A 15,927-nucleotide genomic window follows, 5' to 3' on the forward strand; every position below is an offset into this window, starting at 1 on the left:
CGACTACCTGAACGACAGGTAAAAAAAACCGCCGGATAAACCAGCGGTAAATGCTTGCATGGATAGATTTGTGTTTTGCTTTATACGCTATCAGGCAATTCCCTGCACAGATAGCGAATAGTCACCCAACATAGCATCGACAACCCCAATGAACGTTAAACGAAACCAAATCATCTCAACAAGACTCATTGTTCAGACCAGCGTCGTTATCCGCTCTTTGGCACCCACCCGTGTGATCTGCTCATGTTCATCCATAAACATGCAGCGATTCCTGCCAGTCTGCTTCCCTTCATACATGGCTCGGTCAGCACGCCCGAGAGCCGTGTCCAGCGTTTCGCCCTGACGAACTCGTGTGATCCCGGCCGTTACCGTAATATCAATCTCCCCCTGCGGGTAAGGGATCTTTTTTTGTTCAATGAGATGACACAGGCGCAAGCCCGCGAGAGATGCCTGCTCATCCGTTTTTGTTCTGATCAGAATGATGAACTCTTCGCCACCGTAGCGATACGCGATCTCATCATAACGAGTCCATGACAATAAATTTGATGCCAGATTGCGCAGTACGACGTCACCAACCAGATGGCCGTAGGTATCATTGACGTATTTAAAACGGTCGATATCCAGCAATAATAAATATAAATTAAGCGGTTGCGCGTCAAGTAACTGCTGGTCAAAAGACTCATCCAGCATTCTTCGGCCAGGTAAACCGGTTAATACATCGATATTACTGCGGATAGTCAGTAAATGTATTTTATAATCCATCACCGCCGACGTAAAAGCCAGAAGCGCATCCTGAAAACTGTCGAAATGCCATGACTGACTGCGTTCTTCTACTATTACCGATAGCAAGTCCTTACCTAATAAATGCATTTTTTCATGGGCCGCATTTATCTTACTCAAATAACTGTAATCTGCGTCATCTTTGACCAGACGCGGGGTAAGCCACTGTCCGAATTGACAGGCACAGTGCGAATTCTTACCTGAAATATCCGCCTGAGTGACATCAGATGACACCACGCAGTGAAACATTTTGACTAGCCATTTATAGTGCGCATCAATCGAGTGATTCAACTCCATCAAGATTGAATCTATTTCTGCCGTTTCTCTCATCATCACGAATCCTTTCCCTGTGTGAGTATTGCTGATAGACAATAGTTTAGCGGCTATAAAGAAAATTTATGTAAATTTATTAATAGTAATTAATATGCCGCAGTCTCGGCCACCGATAATACGGTCAGATTGTAAGCTGACCGTATTATCCCGGCTACTGTTCTAATCCCCGGTTGCGCAGCATTGCATTAATTCCTGGTTCACGCCCACGCCATGCGGGATACAGACCATGCAAATCTGCACTATTACCGCGAGAGAGGATTGCCTCACGAAAATACTGGCCGTTTTCACGGGTTAATCCACCGTTTTCGACAAACCACTGATAGCCATCGTCGGCCAACATTTGCGTCCATAAATAGGCGTAATATCCCGCGGCATAGCCACCACCAAAAATATGAGCAAAATAAGTGCTGCGATAACGCGGCGGCACAGCAGAAATATTCAGCCCTTCCGCAGTCAGCGCACACTGCTCAAACTCCGCTACTGACAATATCCTCTCGCCGTTTTCCAACGTGTGCCAGTGCATATCCAGTAATGCGGCACTGAGCAACTCGGTCATATCGTAGCCCTTGTTAAACAAGCTGGCCCGCTGCATCTTATCCTGCAGCGATTCTGGCATTCTTTCCCCGGTTTCAACATGGCGCGCGTAGCGGGCAAAGACCAGTGGATGACTCGCCCAGTGTTCATTAATTTGCGAAGGAAATTCAACGAAATCACGCGGGGTATTGGTTCCTGAGAGTGTGGCATAACGTTGACTGGCAAACAGGCCGTGCAGCGTGTGTCCAAACTCATGGAACAGCGTAATGACGTCATCCCACAGCAGCAAGGCGCGCTGACCCTGGGCAGGTTTTTGGTAGTTACAGACGTTGTAAATCACCGGTCTGGTTTCGTTAAGCATCGATTGCTCAACAAAATTCCCCATCCATGCGCCACCGCTTTTTGATTCCCGGGCAAAGAAATCACCGTAGAACAACGCCAGCCCCGTGCCGTCGTGGTCAAAAATTTCCCATACCCGTACATCCGGGTGATATACAGGGATGTCGAAACGCTCGATAAACGTAATGCCATAGAGCTGGTTTGCCGTCCAGAACACACCATCGTTCAGCACCGTATCTAACGCAAAATAGGGTTTCAGCTGTGCCTCATCAAGAGCATATTTTTCACGGCGAACCTGTTCGGCATAATAGGCCCAGTCCCAGGCCTGCACGCTAAAATCGCCCTGCTCTTTATCTATGGCATTTTGGATTTCAGCCAGTTCATCATGGACTCTCCGACGCGCAGCCGGAACGATAGCGCGCATAAAAGTGAGCGCTGCTTCCGACGTTTTTGCCATTTGGTCGGCAATTTTCCACGCTGCATAATGAGCAAAACCAAGTAACTTCGCCTGCTGCATTCGGATTTCCGCCAGCCGCTGAACGATGGCGCGCGTATCGTTGGCATCATTATTTTCAGCCCGCGTCCATGCACGGGTAAACAGCGTCTCACGGGTCTGCCTGTCATGTAACGCGGCAAGCGCAGGCTGTTGTGTCGTGTTCAACAGCGGGATAACCCAATGGTCCTGAAGCCCTTTCTCCCTGGCAATTGCAGCCGCCATGGCTTTCTCTTCCGGGCTTAATCCATCCAGTTGATGGACATTATCCACCACCAGGGCACCTGATTTATTCGCCGCCAGCAGGCGCTGATTGAACTGGCTTGTCAGCGTGGCTGATTCGGTGTTCAGCAATTTGAGACGCGCTTTGTCTTCTTCATTCAATTGGGCACCAGCCAGTACAAAACGCTGATAGACGACCTCCAACAACCGTAAGGACTCTGCATCCAGTCCTAACACGGCACGCTGTCGCCAGACGGCCTCTACGCGCGCAAAAAGTGCCGCGTTAAGATAAATATCATTCGCCAGCGCCGCCAGCTCAGCGGAAAACGCTTCATCAAGACGCTGTAATTCATCGTTGGTATGCGCTGCCGTCATGGCAAAGAACACGCTGGTGACGCGCGTTAACAGTGCCCCGCTCTGCTCAAGTGCCAGCAGCGTATTAGAAAAATTTGCGGGCTGTGAATTTTGCACAATGGCATCGATTTCGGCACGCTTTTGCCGAACACCTTCGTCAAACGCGGGCCGGTAATGATGCACGTCTATGCGATCAAATGGCGGAGCCTGATAAGGCAAAGTGCTTTGACGTAAAAAAGGATTCGTTAACGACATCTTTCACTCCTGAAAACGATTTATTGACGTGGTATGGTAATAGCACATAAAAAGCGTTGAGGAACAGTGAGATGATCGTTTTAGTAACCGGAGCAACCGCAGGTTTTGGTGAGTGCATTACGCGTCGTTTTATTGAGAATGGGCATAAAGTTATTGCCACCGGACGCCGTCATGAGCGTCTGCAAGAGCTGAAAGGCGAGCTGGGCGATAACCTGTATACCGCACAACTTGACGTACGTAACCGTGCCGCAATTGAAGAGATGCTGGCCGCCCTACCAGCCGAATGGCGCAACATAGATATTCTGGTCAACAACGCCGGTCTGGCGCTGGGTCTTGAACCGGCCCATAAGGCTAACGTTGACGACTGGGAAACCATGATCGACACCAACAACAAAGGGTTGATTTATATGACCCGTGCCGTCCTGCCGGGTATGGTCGAACGTAATCGTGGTCATATTATCAATATCGGTTCAACCGCCGGTAGCTGGCCCTATGCCGGAGGTAACGTTTATGGCGCAACAAAAGCGTTTGTTCGCCAGTTTAGCCTGAACTTACGTACCGACCTGCATGGCACTGCCGTGCGCGTGACCGATATTGAACCGGGCCTGGTTGGCGGTACGGAGTTCTCTAACGTGCGTTTCAAAGGCGACGATGATAAAGCCGTCAAAGCCTACGAAAACACCACCGCGCTGACGCCGGAAGATGTCACTGAAGCCGTGTGGTGGGTGGCGTCATTACCTGCGCATGTCAACATTAACACCCTTGAAATGATGCCTGTTGCACAGTCTTTTGCAGGCTTGAGCGTCCACCGGGGTTAATTTTTATACCCGGCCTTGTGCCGGGTATAGATACCACCGAATAAGTGATAAAGTATTCGGGTTAACTCTCTAAAAAGTAAGAATGAATGACCGTAGAAACGCAACTCAACCCTACACAGCCGGTAAATCAGCAGATTTATCGTATTCTTCGTCGCGACATCGTGCAGTGTCTGATTGCGCCCGGTACGCCGCTTTCGGAGAAAGAGGTTTCCGTCCGCTTTAATGTATCACGCCAGCCAGTACGCGAAGCATTCATCAAACTGGCTGAGAACGGCCTGATTCAGATCCGTCCTCAGCGTGGCAGTTACGTGAACAAGATTTCGCTGTCGCAGGTGCAAAATGGGTGTTTTGTTCGCCAGGCAATTGAATGCGCGGTTGCCCGTCGCGCCGCGTCGATGATCACTGACAACCAGTGTTATCAGCTCGAGCAGAATCTGCATCAGCAGCGCATCGCTATTGATCGTAAACAGCTTAACGATTTTTTCCTGCTGGACGATGAGTTTCATCAGAAGCTGGCGTTAATAGCGGATTGTCAGCTCGCCTGGGACACAGTGGAAAACATCAAGGCAACCATCGATCGCGTTCGCTATATGAGCCTCGATCACGTCTCCCCGCCGGAAATGCTCCTGCGTCAGCATCACGACATTTTTGCCGCGCTGGAGAAGCATGACAGCGATGCCGTTGAGCGCGCGATGATGTTGCACCTGCAGGAAATCGGTGAATCTGTTCAGCTGATTCGTCAGGAAAATAGCGACTGGTTTAGCGAAGATTAGTCACTCCCTCACCTCGTTCCGGGGTGAGTTTATGCATCCCTTTATCTCCCCCTCTGAACCGCAAAAAAAAAGCTGTGATTTTGATCGAAAACAAAAAAATTCTTTAACGAGAAGCGTATTTATATTGCGCCCGTTACGTGGGTCTAAAAGCCCACGGGCTTTGACGGTAAGTTGGAGAGGAGAAACCACCATGAAAACATACGATCGTAACCGTAACGCAATCACCACCGGCAGCCGCGTCATGATCAGTGACACTGGCATTACTGGCCGCATCAAGGCTATTGATTCCGATGGCCTGACCGCAGAGCAAATTCGCCGCGGGAAAACAGTGGAAATCGAGGGTTGTGAAGGTAAATACGCCCCTCTGGAATTGATTCGTCTGGGTATGAACTGATTGGTGTGAGTGCCAGCAGATAACGCGCCATCTGGCTGGAGTATAAGCCGGATGGCGACATCAACGTTTTACGTCGTTACTTCAATTTCGCGGCATACTTCGCCACCGTCACCTTCGCCCCTTCCGCCAGTAACGCCAGATACGCTTCGGTAACGCGGGTTCTGAACAACTCAACCTGCGGCAGCTCACGACCAAAGATAGCATCGATTGCCAGCAGCGCCTGAACACGTTCTTCGCCCTCTTTACTGCTCTGCACCGCATTCTGGATAACCGGCAGTAACGGATCGCTAATCTCAATCGCGTCGCCCTTTTCATCCACGCCACCTACGTAGCGCATCCAACCCGCCACACCCAGCGCCAGCAGGTCGAAACGGCTGCCGTGCACAAGATGCCAGCGTACGGAATCGAGCATACGCTGCGGAAGTTTTTGGCTGCCGTCCATTGCTATCTGCCAGGTACGGTGACGCAGTGCCGGGTTGCTGTAACGTTCAATCAAACGATCGGCATACTGCTGTAAATCAACGCCTTTCACTTTCAGCGTCGGGGCCTGCTCCTGCAACATCAGCGCACGGGCGGCAACACGATAATTGTCGTCCCCCATACAGTCGTTAATGTGTTGGTATCCCGCCAGATAGCCGAGATAGGCGAGGAAAGAGTGGCTGCCGTTAAGCATACGCAGCTTCATCTCTTCGAACGGGATAACATCGGCCACCAGCTCAGCTCCTGCTTTTTCCCATTGTGGACGACCGGCAACAAAGTTGTCTTCAATCACCCACTGACGGAACGGTTCACACGCCACGCCCGCCGGATCGCGCACGCCGGTAAGCTGTTCAATTTTATCCAGCGTATCGGGCGTTACGGCAGGAACAATACGGTCAACCATGGTCGACGGGAACGTCACATGCTGTTCGATCCAGTCTGCCAGCCCGGCATCCACCGCACGCGCGTACGCAGTAACCACGTTACGCATGACATGACCGTTTTCAGGCATGTTATCGCAGGACATCACGGTAAATGCGTCCAGACCGGCAGCTTTGCGGCGAGCAAGCGCTTCAACAATGACGCCCGGCGCAGATTTGGGCTGATGCGGATTTTGCAGATCGGCGGCGATCAGCGGGTTTTCCAGCATCAGTTGTCCAGTTGCCGGGGAGTGGCAGTATCCTTTCTCGGTAATAGTGAGAGAAACGATAGCTATCTGCGGTTCGCACAGGGCGGCAAGAACAGCCTCAAGACCATCAACCTGCGCATGCAGCGCGTTTTTGACAACGCCAACCACTCTCGCCGTCCAGGCATCGGCCGACATTTCCGCGACGGTATACAGATTATCCTGCTGTTTCAGGTCGGAAATCTGCTGCTCGCCGCCGATCAGGTTAACTTCGCAATATCCCCAGTCACTGTTGTGCTCGGCCGCCAGGATATCCGCGTAAACGCCCTGATGCGCACGGTGAAACGCACCAAACCCCAGATGAACAATACGTGGGACCAGTTTGCTACGATCGTAGTCAGGAAGTGCAGCCTTAGCTGCCAAGAGTTTGTTTTGCATGGTATGACCTACTTATCAATGAAATCAGGACCGTCTCAGAGTAACGCCTGTATGGTTGTATGTTTTGATTTGCATTAAACTTTTTACTATTGGTATGACATCATTTGAAGTTATGTGACAGCATGGCCGAATTCCCGACCATGCTGATTAGCGCATCAACTGACCTGAGTCGCACCGGCACGGATCTTCTCGGTTTTACTCACCTCAGCCGCATCTTCCAGAACACTCAGGTCACGATCTTTAACTTCAGGCATCAGGAGTGCTGAAACTAAACCGATCAATGAGTAGATAATGACCATCACTAAAATAGGCCACCAGGACTGGGTCATGTTACAGAAAATACCGGCTAACACGGGACCAAAACCAACGGCCACTAATCCGCCAGCCTCTTTTGAAATGGCCATACGCGTAAATCGATTACGAGCACCGAACATTTCAGCCATGGTGATATTTTCGAGGGCAAATAACCCCAATACGGCAAAGTTATGGATAACAATCAGCGCGGTCATGATGACGCCAGGACTATACGAATTATCAACCACAATAGACAGCATTGGATAAGCCAGAATGATGGCTGATATATTCAGGATAATATAAGGCAAACGACGACCATATTTATCAGACAACCACCCCAGAAGCGGTATAGTAATAAATCCAATAACAGAACTTATCATCAACGCATCGGTGGGTATTGATTTATTAAATAACAACGTCTGTACCAGATAACCGGCAAGAAAGGTCTGAATTAAACCTGAGTTACCCGCCTGACCAAAGCGTAATCCGGTTGCCAACCAGAAAGATTTACTGCTGAACATCGCACCCAGCGAACTCTCTGAAGGGTCATTCAATGCAGGTGCATTTTCCCCATCATTTACTTTCTCAAATACCGGGCTTTCTTTGAGATTCATACGTAACCAGATGGCGAAAATCATCACCACCACACTAGCCAGGAACGGAATACGCCAGCCCCAGGCTAACAACTCTTCGCGATCAAGCGCGAAGAACATCACCGCCCAGATGGCCGTGGCGCTGAGCGTCCCGCAGTTTGTTCCCATCGCAACCAGGGAGGAAATAATGCCGCGTTTTCCTTTTGGCGCATACTCTGCAAGCATGGTTCCCGCGCCAGAAATTTCAGCACCGGCACCCAATCCCTGCACAATACGCAGCGTCACCAGCAACACTGGCGCAAAGATACCAATCTGCGCATAGGTCGGCAGCACGCCAATTAGCGTGGTACAAATCCCCATCATGGTAATGGTAATGAACAGCACCTTTTTACGCCCGATGCTGTCACCCATTTTTCCAAATATAAATGCCCCAACGATACGAGCAATATAACCAGCTCCGTACGTGCCCATCGCTAAAATGAGCGCCATGGCGGCTGATTGTTCCGGGAAAAATATCTCATGGAATACCAGTGCGGCACCCAAAGAATATAACTGAAAATCCATAAATTCGAGAGCCGTGCCTAACCATCCTGAAACGGCGGCTCTCACCAGATCTTTCGTTGATCTTTCGTGTTTTTCTTGATTCATATTGGCTATCTCTAAGAGGTAAGATGCGTACCACTTACTCGCAGTAATTAATATTATTCAGCGAATGTGAGTAAAACTTTGCAACAGTGCTGCTGGTCTTTCTCAAACAATTCGATTGCGTCTGTAACGTGGTGATAGTCAAAAGTGTGGGTAATCAATTTATTCGGGTCGATAAGCCCTTTAACCAGCCAATCAATAACCACCGGGAATTTATTCGCGTTTAACCGTGATGAATAAATGGAAAGTTCTTTCCCGGTAATGCCCTGCTGTACAATCTGGCAAGGTTCGTTGGAGAATCCCATCAACACAATCCGTGCCGCCGGCGACGCCAGCGTAATAGCCTCCTGTAAAATAGATGGATGACAAGCTGCATCCACGATGATTGTGGGTTTTAACCCTTTTTCAGCCAGAAAATCCTGTAGCGATTGCTGACCATTATTTATGGTCCAGTCAGCACCACACTGTTTAGCCATTGCCAGACGTTCTTCAATCCTGTCGGCAATCACCACCGTTTTTACGTTATAGACACGTTTAAGTGCCTGAACAGTCGTCAGCCCCATCGGCCCCGCACCGTAAATAAGCGCAATGTCGTTTTCTGTGGGTTTAACTTGTCCGGTCACGTTTGCCGCAATAGTAAAAGGCTCAACCATAACGGCATGCTCATCTTTCACTGAGTCCGGGATCGGCCAGGCATTTTTTGCCGGTACAACAGCAAATTCACTGAAACCGCCATCACGATGGACGCCCAGCACCACCAACGACGTGCAGACGTTCGGTTTACCTATTGAGCAGGGGTAACAGTGTCCACAGCTGATCACGGGATCAACAGATACTCGCTCGCCTAAACGCGAACGATCAACACCCTCGCCTACCGCATCAATAATGCCAAAAAACTCGTGGCCGATGACGCGTGGATATTTTGCGAAGGGATTATGCCCACGATAGATATGACTATCGGAGCCACAAATTCCTGCCAGCTTAATCTTGACCCTGACTTCGCCCGACGCTGGAGTAGGAATTGCTCTTTCTTCAATCACCAGCGTATTCGCTTTTTCAATCACAATACTTTTCATAGCAAACCACTCCTTACCAGTTCCACAAAGTGCCATCTTCCAGGCGCGCGACGGGCAAATAGGCCGGATCGTACGGATATTTCGCCGCGAGTTTTTCGTCGAATTCAATACCCAGACCCGGTTTGTCACCAGGGTGCATATAGCCGTTATCGAACGTCCAGTTATGCGGGAAGACCTCCAGCATCTGCTCGGAATAACCCATATATTCTTGTACGCCGAAATTTGGCACCCACAGGTCAAAGTGCAGCGCAGCAGCCATGCAGACAGGTGACAAATCAGAAGGTCCGTGAGAGCCGGTGCGCACCTGGTACAGCGACGCAAAATCCGCAATGCGACGCATGCCGGTGATGCCACCCGCATGGGTAATGGTGGTGCGGATGTAGTCGATCAGCTGTTCTTCGATCAGCTGTTTGCAATCCCAGATACTGTTGAAGACTTCCCCTACCGCAATCGGCGTCACCGTGTGCTGGCGAATCAGTCGGAAACATTCCTGGTTTTCAGCTGGCGTCGGATCTTCCATCCAGAACAAACGATACTGCTCAATGCTTTTGCCAAACCGCGCGGCTTCAATCGGCGTCAGGCGATGGTGCATGTCGTGCAGCAGGTGTTCGTTGAAGCCGAATTTGTTACGCACGGCGTCAAATAACTGAGGGGTAAAATCAAGGTACTTTTCAGTCGACCACAACTGCTCTTCCGGCCACTGCCCTTTGGTCGCTGGCTCATAGGCCAGGCCTTTGCCTTTTGACATACCGTAGGTGGTTTTCATACCCGGCACGCCGCACTGGACGCGAATCGCTTTAAAGCCCATCTCCTGATGGCGCGCGTAATCTTCCAGCACATCATCAATGGTACGGCCAGTGGTATGGCAGTAAACCATCACGCCTTCGCGGGACGCGCCACCCAGCAGCTGATACAGCGGCATATTCGCGGCTTTCGCTTTGATATCCCACAGCGCCATATCAACGGCAGATATCGCCGACATCGTGACCGGACCACGGCGCCAGTACGCGCCTTTGTAGAAGAACTGCCAGATGTCTTCAATGCGGTGCGCGTCGCGGCCAATAAGTTGCGGACACACATGGTCCTTCAGATAGGACGCAACGGATAACTCACGTCCGTTCAGTGTGGCATCACCTAACCCCGTGATCCCGTCCTCAGTGGTAATTTTCAGCGTGACGAAATTACGCCCTGGACAGGTGACAAAAACTTCAGCCCCTACAATCTTCATTCTCTATTCCTTACATCGCTGTGTCTGATGCAGGAAACTTACTCAACTGAGCTACTACCATACAAGTATAATGATCGTAAAATCGCTAGCTGATCACAAAAAAAGGCGCTATGCGCGCCCCCATCCAGCCACGATGATCAACATTCCGCACAGCGCGATCAGCGCGCCAGAGCAGTCGTACAGGCTCAGTTTTACACCATCGACAATGCGCAGCCACATCAGTGCGGTCACCACATACACGCCACCATACGCCGCGTATACGCGCCCGCTCGCGGCCGGGTGCAGCGTCAACAACCAGACAAACAAGGCCAGTGACACCCCGGCCGGCAGAAGCAACCAAGCCGTTGCGCCTCGCTTTAACCAGAGCCAGGGTAAAAAGCAGCCGATAATTTCGCACAGCGCGGTGATGAAAAAAAGTAATGTCGTTTTAAGCATGGACAGTATTCAGTGACGTTTGGTTTACACATGATACGACAGAATGCGGGCAGTTTATCCATATCCGCCAGGCGGGTATGACCCGGAACAGGAATGGTGTAGAATTTAACCCTGTTTTATCGTTTTTTGCCTTTCTCATTAAAGGAATTCACCATGAACAACACACTGAGCAAACGCCTGTGCCTGACGGCCATGTTGACGCTGGCGGCAGTTGTATACACCTCCTCCGCCTTTGCTGAAACCAGCAAACTGGTCATTGAGTCCGGCGACAGCGCCCAAAGTCGTCAACAGGCGGCGATGGAAAAGGAACAGTGGAACGACACGCGCCAGTTACGCCAGAAAGTGAATACGCGCACCGAGAAAGAGTGGGATAAAGCCGACGTGGCCTTTGACAGCCGCGATAAATGCGAGCAAAGCGCCAACATTAATGCCTACTGGGAACCGAACACCCTGCGCTGCCTTGACCGCCGCACCGGCCGTACCGTCGCGCCATAATTTTTATGCCCAATAAAGGAAATGGAAAGGATACGTTATGACAAGCGCCCTCAGTGTTAAGCTGCGCCCGCTGGAGCGTGAAGATTTACGATTTGTCCATCAGCTTGATAACAATGCCAGCGTGATGCGTTACTGGTTCGAAGAACCGTACGAAGCGTTCGTTGAGCTGTCGGACCTGTATGACAAGCATATTCATGACCAAAGCGAACGCCGCTTTGTGGTGGAGTGCAACGGTGAAAAAGCCGGTCTGGTGGAACTGGTGGAAATTAACCATGTACACCGGCGTGCCGAATTCCAGATCATTATTTCGCCAGATTTCCAGGGCAAAGGTCTCGCCACACGCGCGGCAAAACTGGCGATGGATTACGGTTTCACCGTACTCAATTTATATAAGCTGTATCTGATCGTTGATAAAGAGAATGAAAAAGCCATTCACATCTACCGCAAACTTGGTTTTATGGTGGAAGGCGAGTTAATTCACGAGTTCTTTATTAACGGACAGTACCGTAACACCATCCGCATGTGTATCTTCCAGCATCAGTATCTGGCGGAACATAAAACACCCGGTTCCAACCTGTTGCAGGCTACTGCACAGTAACGCGGTTAGTAGTAATCAATGGTGTTTTTAATCGTGTAATGGTGTTCAACTGCCGGCTTCACGCTATCATCAACGATGACAAGCTGGCAGTTGAGCGGATTCGCATGATCATCGTATTCACACGTTTGCGTGACGTTTCCCAACGAACGATCGTTCAATAGACTCTCTGCCGTATAATCCAGTTTTTTCAGCGGATCGGCTGACGGTTTCGCATTAACACGTAACGTGTTGTCTTTACTGATGGTGGTTTTTCCCAGCGGATAGCCCTCCGCGTCGTACCGGTACTGCACCTGCATTTCTTTCCCCGATCCTGAAACAACGAAGCCGTTATCGTCGGTGTCCCACACCACCCCGGCAGCAGGTAATTCCGCCAACTGGCATTTCCCCTGTAAACGGATCTTTTTTTCCAGCGTCTCGGCGTCCAGGTAATAGTTAGCATCCAGCACTAACGCCATTCCGCTGTTGCTCTCAGTATCGTGTAATTCCAGCGTATCAAAGCAGCCTTCTTGCGAGAGAGTGCCACGCACACGCTTGGCCACTTCACCGTTCTCATTCAGCAGTGTCTGGCTGAAATCTTTTACCGGACCACGCAGCGGATCAAACTCGAATTCATTGGAAAAACTGGCCATTTCCGGCGTGAAGGAAACCAACTCCTTGCCGTTATCACAGCCGATCAACACGACGCACAGGAAACCTAACAAGGTCTGTTTCTTCACATTTTTCACCGGCATAAAGAGATTATTCTCAATCATATTAGCAAATACAGTTATTTACACCAGAAATGCTAATCTTAATAAATGTCTGTCATGAAAGGAGTTGGTGATGAAATTCTCTACAGGAATTGTCGCAAGTTTGCTTATCCTCGCCTCCCCACAGGTTCTGGCGGCACCTGAATCGTGCGAGAGAGTCAGGAGCGATATTGAGCAGCGTATTATTAATAATGGCGTTGCACAAGACAGCTTCACCTTAAGTATCGTGCCAAACGACCAGGCCGATCGACCGGATTCTCTGGTCGTGGGACATTGTGCCAACGACACGCATAAAATCCTTTACGCGCGTACCAGCAGCGGCAACGCCCCCGCCAATAGTACGCCGTCTCAGGACGGTCACCCCGCCGAACCGCAATAAACCTGCCCTCCGTTCGCGGAGGGTTACGCTTAATTTGATATGCATTAATAAGCCCTACCCCAGAATAGGTAAACTCAGCCCATCATTAGCATGCTATTAATTTCGTTGTGACACGTAATATATAGCGATAACTATAATGGAGTGGGTTATGTCTGAAGTTGACCAATATGGAGGTATTAGCCGCAGGACGTTAGTGAAGTCCTCGGCTATCGGTACACTCGCGCTTGCCGCAGGAGGCGTGTCACTGCCTTTCGGGATGCGTACCGCTGCCGCTGCGGTACAGCAATCAATCTCGCCGGTTGAAGAAAAAATCGTCTGGGGCGCATGCTCAGTTAACTGCGGCAGTCGCTGTGCTTTGCAGTTACATGTCAAAGATGACGAAATTTGTTGGGTAGACACCGACAATACCGGCGATGACATCTATGGTAATCACCAGGTCCGCGCCTGCCTGCGCGGTCGTTCTATCCGCCGACGTATTAATCACCCTGACAGGCTTAATTATCCTATGAAGCGTGTTGGTAAACGTGGTGAAGGTAAATTTGAACGTATTAGCTGGCAGGAAGCCCTGGACACCATCAGCGCCGGTCTAAAAAATACCATACAGAAATACGGCAATGAAGCGGTATACATTAACTACACCTCCGGCATTGTCGGTGGCAACATTACCCGTTCTTCCCCTTATGCCTCGCTAGTGGCGCGCCTGATGAACTGCTATGGCGGCTTCCTCAGCCACTATGGGACGTACAGTACGGCCCAAATTGCAGCCGCAATGCCCTACACCTACGGCTCAAACGACGGCAATAGCACTTCAGACATCGAAAACACGAAACTGGTCGTTATGTTCGGCAATAATCCTGCCGAAACGCGTATGAGCGGTGGCGGTATTACTTACTTCCTGGAGCAAGCCCGGGAACGCTCAAATGCCAGAATGATTGTTATCGACCCTCGTTATACCGATACCGCAGCGGGTCGTGAAGATGAGTGGATCCCGATTCGTCCGGGCACTGACGCCGCACTGGTGGCAGGAATTGCCTGGGTACTGATTACTGAGGAGCTTGTCGATCAACCGTTCCTCGACAAGTACTGTATTGGTTATGATGAGAAAACCCTTCCGGTCGACGCTCCCGCAAACGGACATTATAAAGCTTATATAATGGGTGACGGCGACGATGGCATTGCAAAAACACCAGAATGGGCATCGCACATCACCGGGATCCCAGCCGCGCGCATTATTAAATTGGCCAGAGAGATTGGGAGCGCCAAACCAGCGTACATCTGTCAAGGATGGGGGCCACAGCGCCAGGCAAACGGTGAGCTGACTTCCCGCGCCATTGCCATGTTACCCATTCTGACCGGTAATGTGGGCATCAACGGCGGTAACAGTGGCGCACGCGAATCCACCTATACCATTACGATTGAGCGCATGCCGCTGCCCGACAATCCCATCAAGACGCAAATATCCTGTTTTAGCTGGACCGACGCTATCGCACGTGGAACCGAGATGACTGCCACCCGCGACGGCGTGCGCGGAAAAGAGAAGCTGGATGTACCGATTAAATTTATCTGGAACTATGCGGGCAATACCATTATCAATCAGCATTCGGATATCAATAAAACGCATGAGATCCTGCAGGATGATTCGAAATGCGAAATGATTGTGGTCATTGAGAATTTCATGACCTCCTCCGCCAAATATGCCGATATTCTGCTGCCCGACCTGATGACCGTTGAACAAGAAGACATTATTCCGAACGATTACGCCGGGAATATGGGATACCTGATTTTTATTCAACCCGCGACTTCCGCAAAATTCGAGCGTAAACCCATCTACTGGATAATGAGCGAAATCGCGAAACGTCTTGGAGACGACATCTACCAACGGTTTACCGAAGGACGCACGCAAGAACAATGGCTGCAGTACCTGTATGCCAAAATGCTGGCTAAAGACCCTGCACTGCCTTCGTATGATGAGCTAAAAAAAATGGGGATCTATAAGCGTAAAGATCCTAACGGGCACTATGTCGCCTACAAGAAGTTCCGCGAAGACCCTGATGCCAATCCACTGAAGACACCGTCAGGCAAAATTGAGATCTACTCGAGTCGACTGGCAAAAATTGCCCGTACCTGGGAACTAGAGAAAGATGACGTGATTAGTCCGCTGCCTGTTTACGCATCGACCTTTGAAGGCTGGGACGATCCCAAACGCAGTCATTTCCCACTACAGCTATTTGGTTTCCACTACAAATCTCGAACCCACTCAAGCTACGGCAACATCGACGTTCTCAAAGCGTCCTGTCGCCAGGAAGTCTGGATTAACCCACTGGATGCGCAAAAGCGTGGTATTTCCAATGGCGATATGGTGCGTGTTTATAACGATCGTGGCGAAGTGCGTATTCCCGCAAAAGTGACCCCGCGTATTCTCCCCGGCGTTAGCGCAATGGGCCAGGGTGCCTGGCACGATGCCGATATGTCTGGCGACAAAATTGACCATGGTGCCTGTGTTAACACGCTGACCACCCAGCGCCCGTCACCGTTAGCCAAAGGTAACCCGCAGCACACTAACCTGGTTGAGATTGAGAAGGTTTAAGGAATAGCTC

15 protein-coding genes are annotated in these 15,927 nt (G+C 50.4%); 7 read left to right on the plus strand and 8 right to left on the minus strand.

Annotated elements, in window-relative coordinates; all coding sequences use genetic code 11:
- Positions 1-192: 192 nt before the first annotated feature.
- Both M2374_RS13905 and dcp read right to left on the minus strand, forming a co-directional pair.
- The gene (locus M2374_RS13905) at positions 193-1,113 is read right to left on the minus strand and encodes a diguanylate cyclase (RefSeq protein ID WP_153879549.1); all 921 of its coding nucleotides are present in this window, start codon (positions 1,111-1,113) and stop codon (positions 193-195) included.
- Positions 1,114-1,264: 151 nt separating this feature from the next.
- Positions 1,265-3,310, minus strand: coding sequence for a peptidyl-dipeptidase Dcp (dcp, locus tag M2374_RS13910; protein ID WP_181688141.1), 2,046 nt, complete (start codon positions 3,308-3,310; stop codon positions 1,265-1,267).
- Positions 3,311-3,381: 71 nt separating this feature from the next.
- Here dcp and ydfG point away from each other — a divergent pair, with 71 nt between their 5' ends.
- From ydfG to ydfZ, 3 genes are all read left to right on the plus strand, one after another.
- Entirely contained in the window at positions 3,382-4,128 is a 747-nt protein-coding gene (gene ydfG, locus M2374_RS13915; protein ID WP_181688142.1) for a bifunctional NADP-dependent 3-hydroxy acid dehydrogenase/3-hydroxypropionate dehydrogenase YdfG, read from the plus strand.
- A gap of 86 nt (positions 4,129-4,214) precedes the next feature.
- Positions 4,215-4,901: a GntR family transcriptional regulator gene (locus M2374_RS13920; RefSeq protein WP_115258527.1), complete on the plus strand. Its 687-nt coding sequence runs from the start codon at positions 4,215-4,217 to the stop codon at positions 4,899-4,901.
- Positions 4,902-5,091: 190 nt separating this feature from the next.
- The gene (gene ydfZ / locus M2374_RS13925; RefSeq protein ID WP_096757090.1) at positions 5,092-5,295 is read left to right on the plus strand and encodes a putative selenium delivery protein YdfZ; all 204 of its coding nucleotides are present in this window, start codon (positions 5,092-5,094) and stop codon (positions 5,293-5,295) included.
- Between the two features lie 76 nt (positions 5,296-5,371).
- Here the strand turns inward: ydfZ and M2374_RS13930 are convergent, their stop codons facing one another.
- The 5 genes from M2374_RS13930 to M2374_RS13950 all read right to left on the minus strand — a co-directional run bounded on the left by M2374_RS13930 (position 5,372) and on the right by M2374_RS13950 (position 11,109).
- Positions 5,372-6,838 carry a mannitol dehydrogenase family protein gene (locus M2374_RS13930; protein ID WP_181688143.1) on the minus strand — a complete coding sequence of 489 codons (1,467 nt, stop codon included), beginning with the start codon at positions 6,836-6,838 and terminating at the stop codon, positions 5,372-5,374.
- Between the two features lie 155 nt (positions 6,839-6,993).
- Positions 6,994-8,373, minus strand: a complete 1,380-nt coding sequence (locus M2374_RS13935) for an MFS transporter (protein ID WP_117343094.1) — start codon at positions 8,371-8,373, stop codon at positions 6,994-6,996.
- Between the two features lie 53 nt (positions 8,374-8,426).
- Positions 8,427-9,446, minus strand: a complete 1,020-nt coding sequence (locus M2374_RS13940) for a Zn-dependent oxidoreductase (RefSeq protein ID WP_181688144.1) — start codon at positions 9,444-9,446, stop codon at positions 8,427-8,429.
- 13 nt (positions 9,447-9,459) lie between these two features.
- Complete coding sequence (rspA, locus tag M2374_RS13945; protein ID WP_096757093.1) at positions 9,460-10,674, minus strand: starvation-sensing protein RspA; 1,215 nt, start codon at positions 10,672-10,674, stop codon at positions 9,460-9,462.
- Positions 10,675-10,782: 108 nt separating this feature from the next.
- Positions 10,783-11,109: a YnfA family protein gene (locus M2374_RS13950; protein ID WP_181688145.1), complete on the minus strand. Its 327-nt coding sequence runs from the start codon at positions 11,107-11,109 to the stop codon at positions 10,783-10,785.
- A 153-nt stretch (positions 11,110-11,262) separates the two neighbouring features.
- Here M2374_RS13950 and M2374_RS13955 point away from each other — a divergent pair, with 153 nt between their 5' ends.
- Both M2374_RS13955 and speG read left to right on the plus strand, forming a co-directional pair.
- The gene (locus M2374_RS13955) at positions 11,263-11,604 is read left to right on the plus strand and encodes a DUF1283 family protein (RefSeq protein ID WP_096757095.1); all 342 of its coding nucleotides are present in this window, start codon (positions 11,263-11,265) and stop codon (positions 11,602-11,604) included.
- A gap of 37 nt (positions 11,605-11,641) precedes the next feature.
- Positions 11,642-12,202 carry a spermidine N1-acetyltransferase gene (gene speG / locus M2374_RS13960; protein WP_115258532.1) on the plus strand — a complete coding sequence of 187 codons (561 nt, stop codon included), beginning with the start codon at positions 11,642-11,644 and terminating at the stop codon, positions 12,200-12,202.
- 5 nt (positions 12,203-12,207) lie between these two features.
- On the opposite strand, the gene M2374_RS13965 is transcribed toward speG, so the two are convergent.
- Positions 12,208-12,918 (minus strand): YnfC family lipoprotein, encoded by a 711-nt coding sequence (locus tag M2374_RS13965; RefSeq protein ID WP_137363327.1) that lies wholly within the window; start codon positions 12,916-12,918, stop codon positions 12,208-12,210.
- Positions 12,919-13,024: 106 nt separating this feature from the next.
- On the opposite strand from M2374_RS13965, the gene M2374_RS13970 reads away from it, so the two are divergent.
- Complete coding sequence (locus tag M2374_RS13970; protein WP_117343092.1) at positions 13,025-13,330, plus strand: DUF1161 domain-containing protein; 306 nt, start codon at positions 13,025-13,027, stop codon at positions 13,328-13,330.
- A 148-nt stretch (positions 13,331-13,478) separates the two neighbouring features.
- On the plus strand, positions 13,479-15,917 hold the full coding sequence (gene ynfE / locus M2374_RS13975) for a selenate/tellurate reductase subunit YnfE (protein WP_181688146.1): 2,439 nt from the start codon (positions 13,479-13,481) through the stop codon (positions 15,915-15,917).
- Positions 15,918-15,927: the final 10 nt, after the last annotated feature.

Source organism: Citrobacter sp. JUb117 (assembly GCF_024809055.1).
GTDB classification, from domain to species: domain Bacteria; phylum Pseudomonadota; class Gammaproteobacteria; order Enterobacterales; family Enterobacteriaceae; genus Citrobacter; species Citrobacter gillenii.

Bases quoted from the DNA above. Each gene is read 5' to 3' on its own strand.
- rspA (WP_096757093.1), bottom strand. From the start codon at position 10,674: ATGAAGATTGTAGGGGCTGAAGTTTTTGTCACCTGTCCAGGGCGTAAT.
- ydfZ (WP_096757090.1), top strand. From the start codon at position 5,092: ATGAAAACATACGATCGTAACCGTAACGCAATCACCACCGGCAGCCGC.
- M2374_RS13940 (WP_181688144.1), bottom strand. From the start codon at position 9,446: ATGAAAAGTATTGTGATTGAAAAAGCGAATACGCTGGTGATTGAAGAA.
- M2374_RS13905 (WP_153879549.1), bottom strand. From the start codon at position 1,113: ATGATGAGAGAAACGGCAGAAATAGATTCAATCTTGATGGAGTTGAAT.
- ynfE (WP_181688146.1), top strand. From the start codon at position 13,479: ATGTCTGAAGTTGACCAATATGGAGGTATTAGCCGCAGGACGTTAGTG.
- M2374_RS13920 (WP_115258527.1), top strand. From the start codon at position 4,215: ATGACCGTAGAAACGCAACTCAACCCTACACAGCCGGTAAATCAGCAG.
- M2374_RS13970 (WP_117343092.1), top strand. From the start codon at position 13,025: ATGAAATTCTCTACAGGAATTGTCGCAAGTTTGCTTATCCTCGCCTCC.
- ydfG (WP_181688142.1), top strand. From the start codon at position 3,382: ATGATCGTTTTAGTAACCGGAGCAACCGCAGGTTTTGGTGAGTGCATT.
- dcp (WP_181688141.1), bottom strand. From the start codon at position 3,310: ATGTCGTTAACGAATCCTTTTTTACGTCAAAGCACTTTGCCTTATCAG.
- M2374_RS13935 (WP_117343094.1), bottom strand. From the start codon at position 8,373: ATGAATCAAGAAAAACACGAAAGATCAACGAAAGATCTGGTGAGAGCC.
- speG (WP_115258532.1), top strand. From the start codon at position 11,642: ATGACAAGCGCCCTCAGTGTTAAGCTGCGCCCGCTGGAGCGTGAAGAT.
- M2374_RS13930 (WP_181688143.1), bottom strand. From the start codon at position 6,838: ATGCAAAACAAACTCTTGGCAGCTAAGGCTGCACTTCCTGACTACGAT.
- M2374_RS13950 (WP_181688145.1), bottom strand. From the start codon at position 11,109: ATGCTTAAAACGACATTACTTTTTTTCATCACCGCGCTGTGCGAAATT.
- M2374_RS13955 (WP_096757095.1), top strand. From the start codon at position 11,263: ATGAACAACACACTGAGCAAACGCCTGTGCCTGACGGCCATGTTGACG.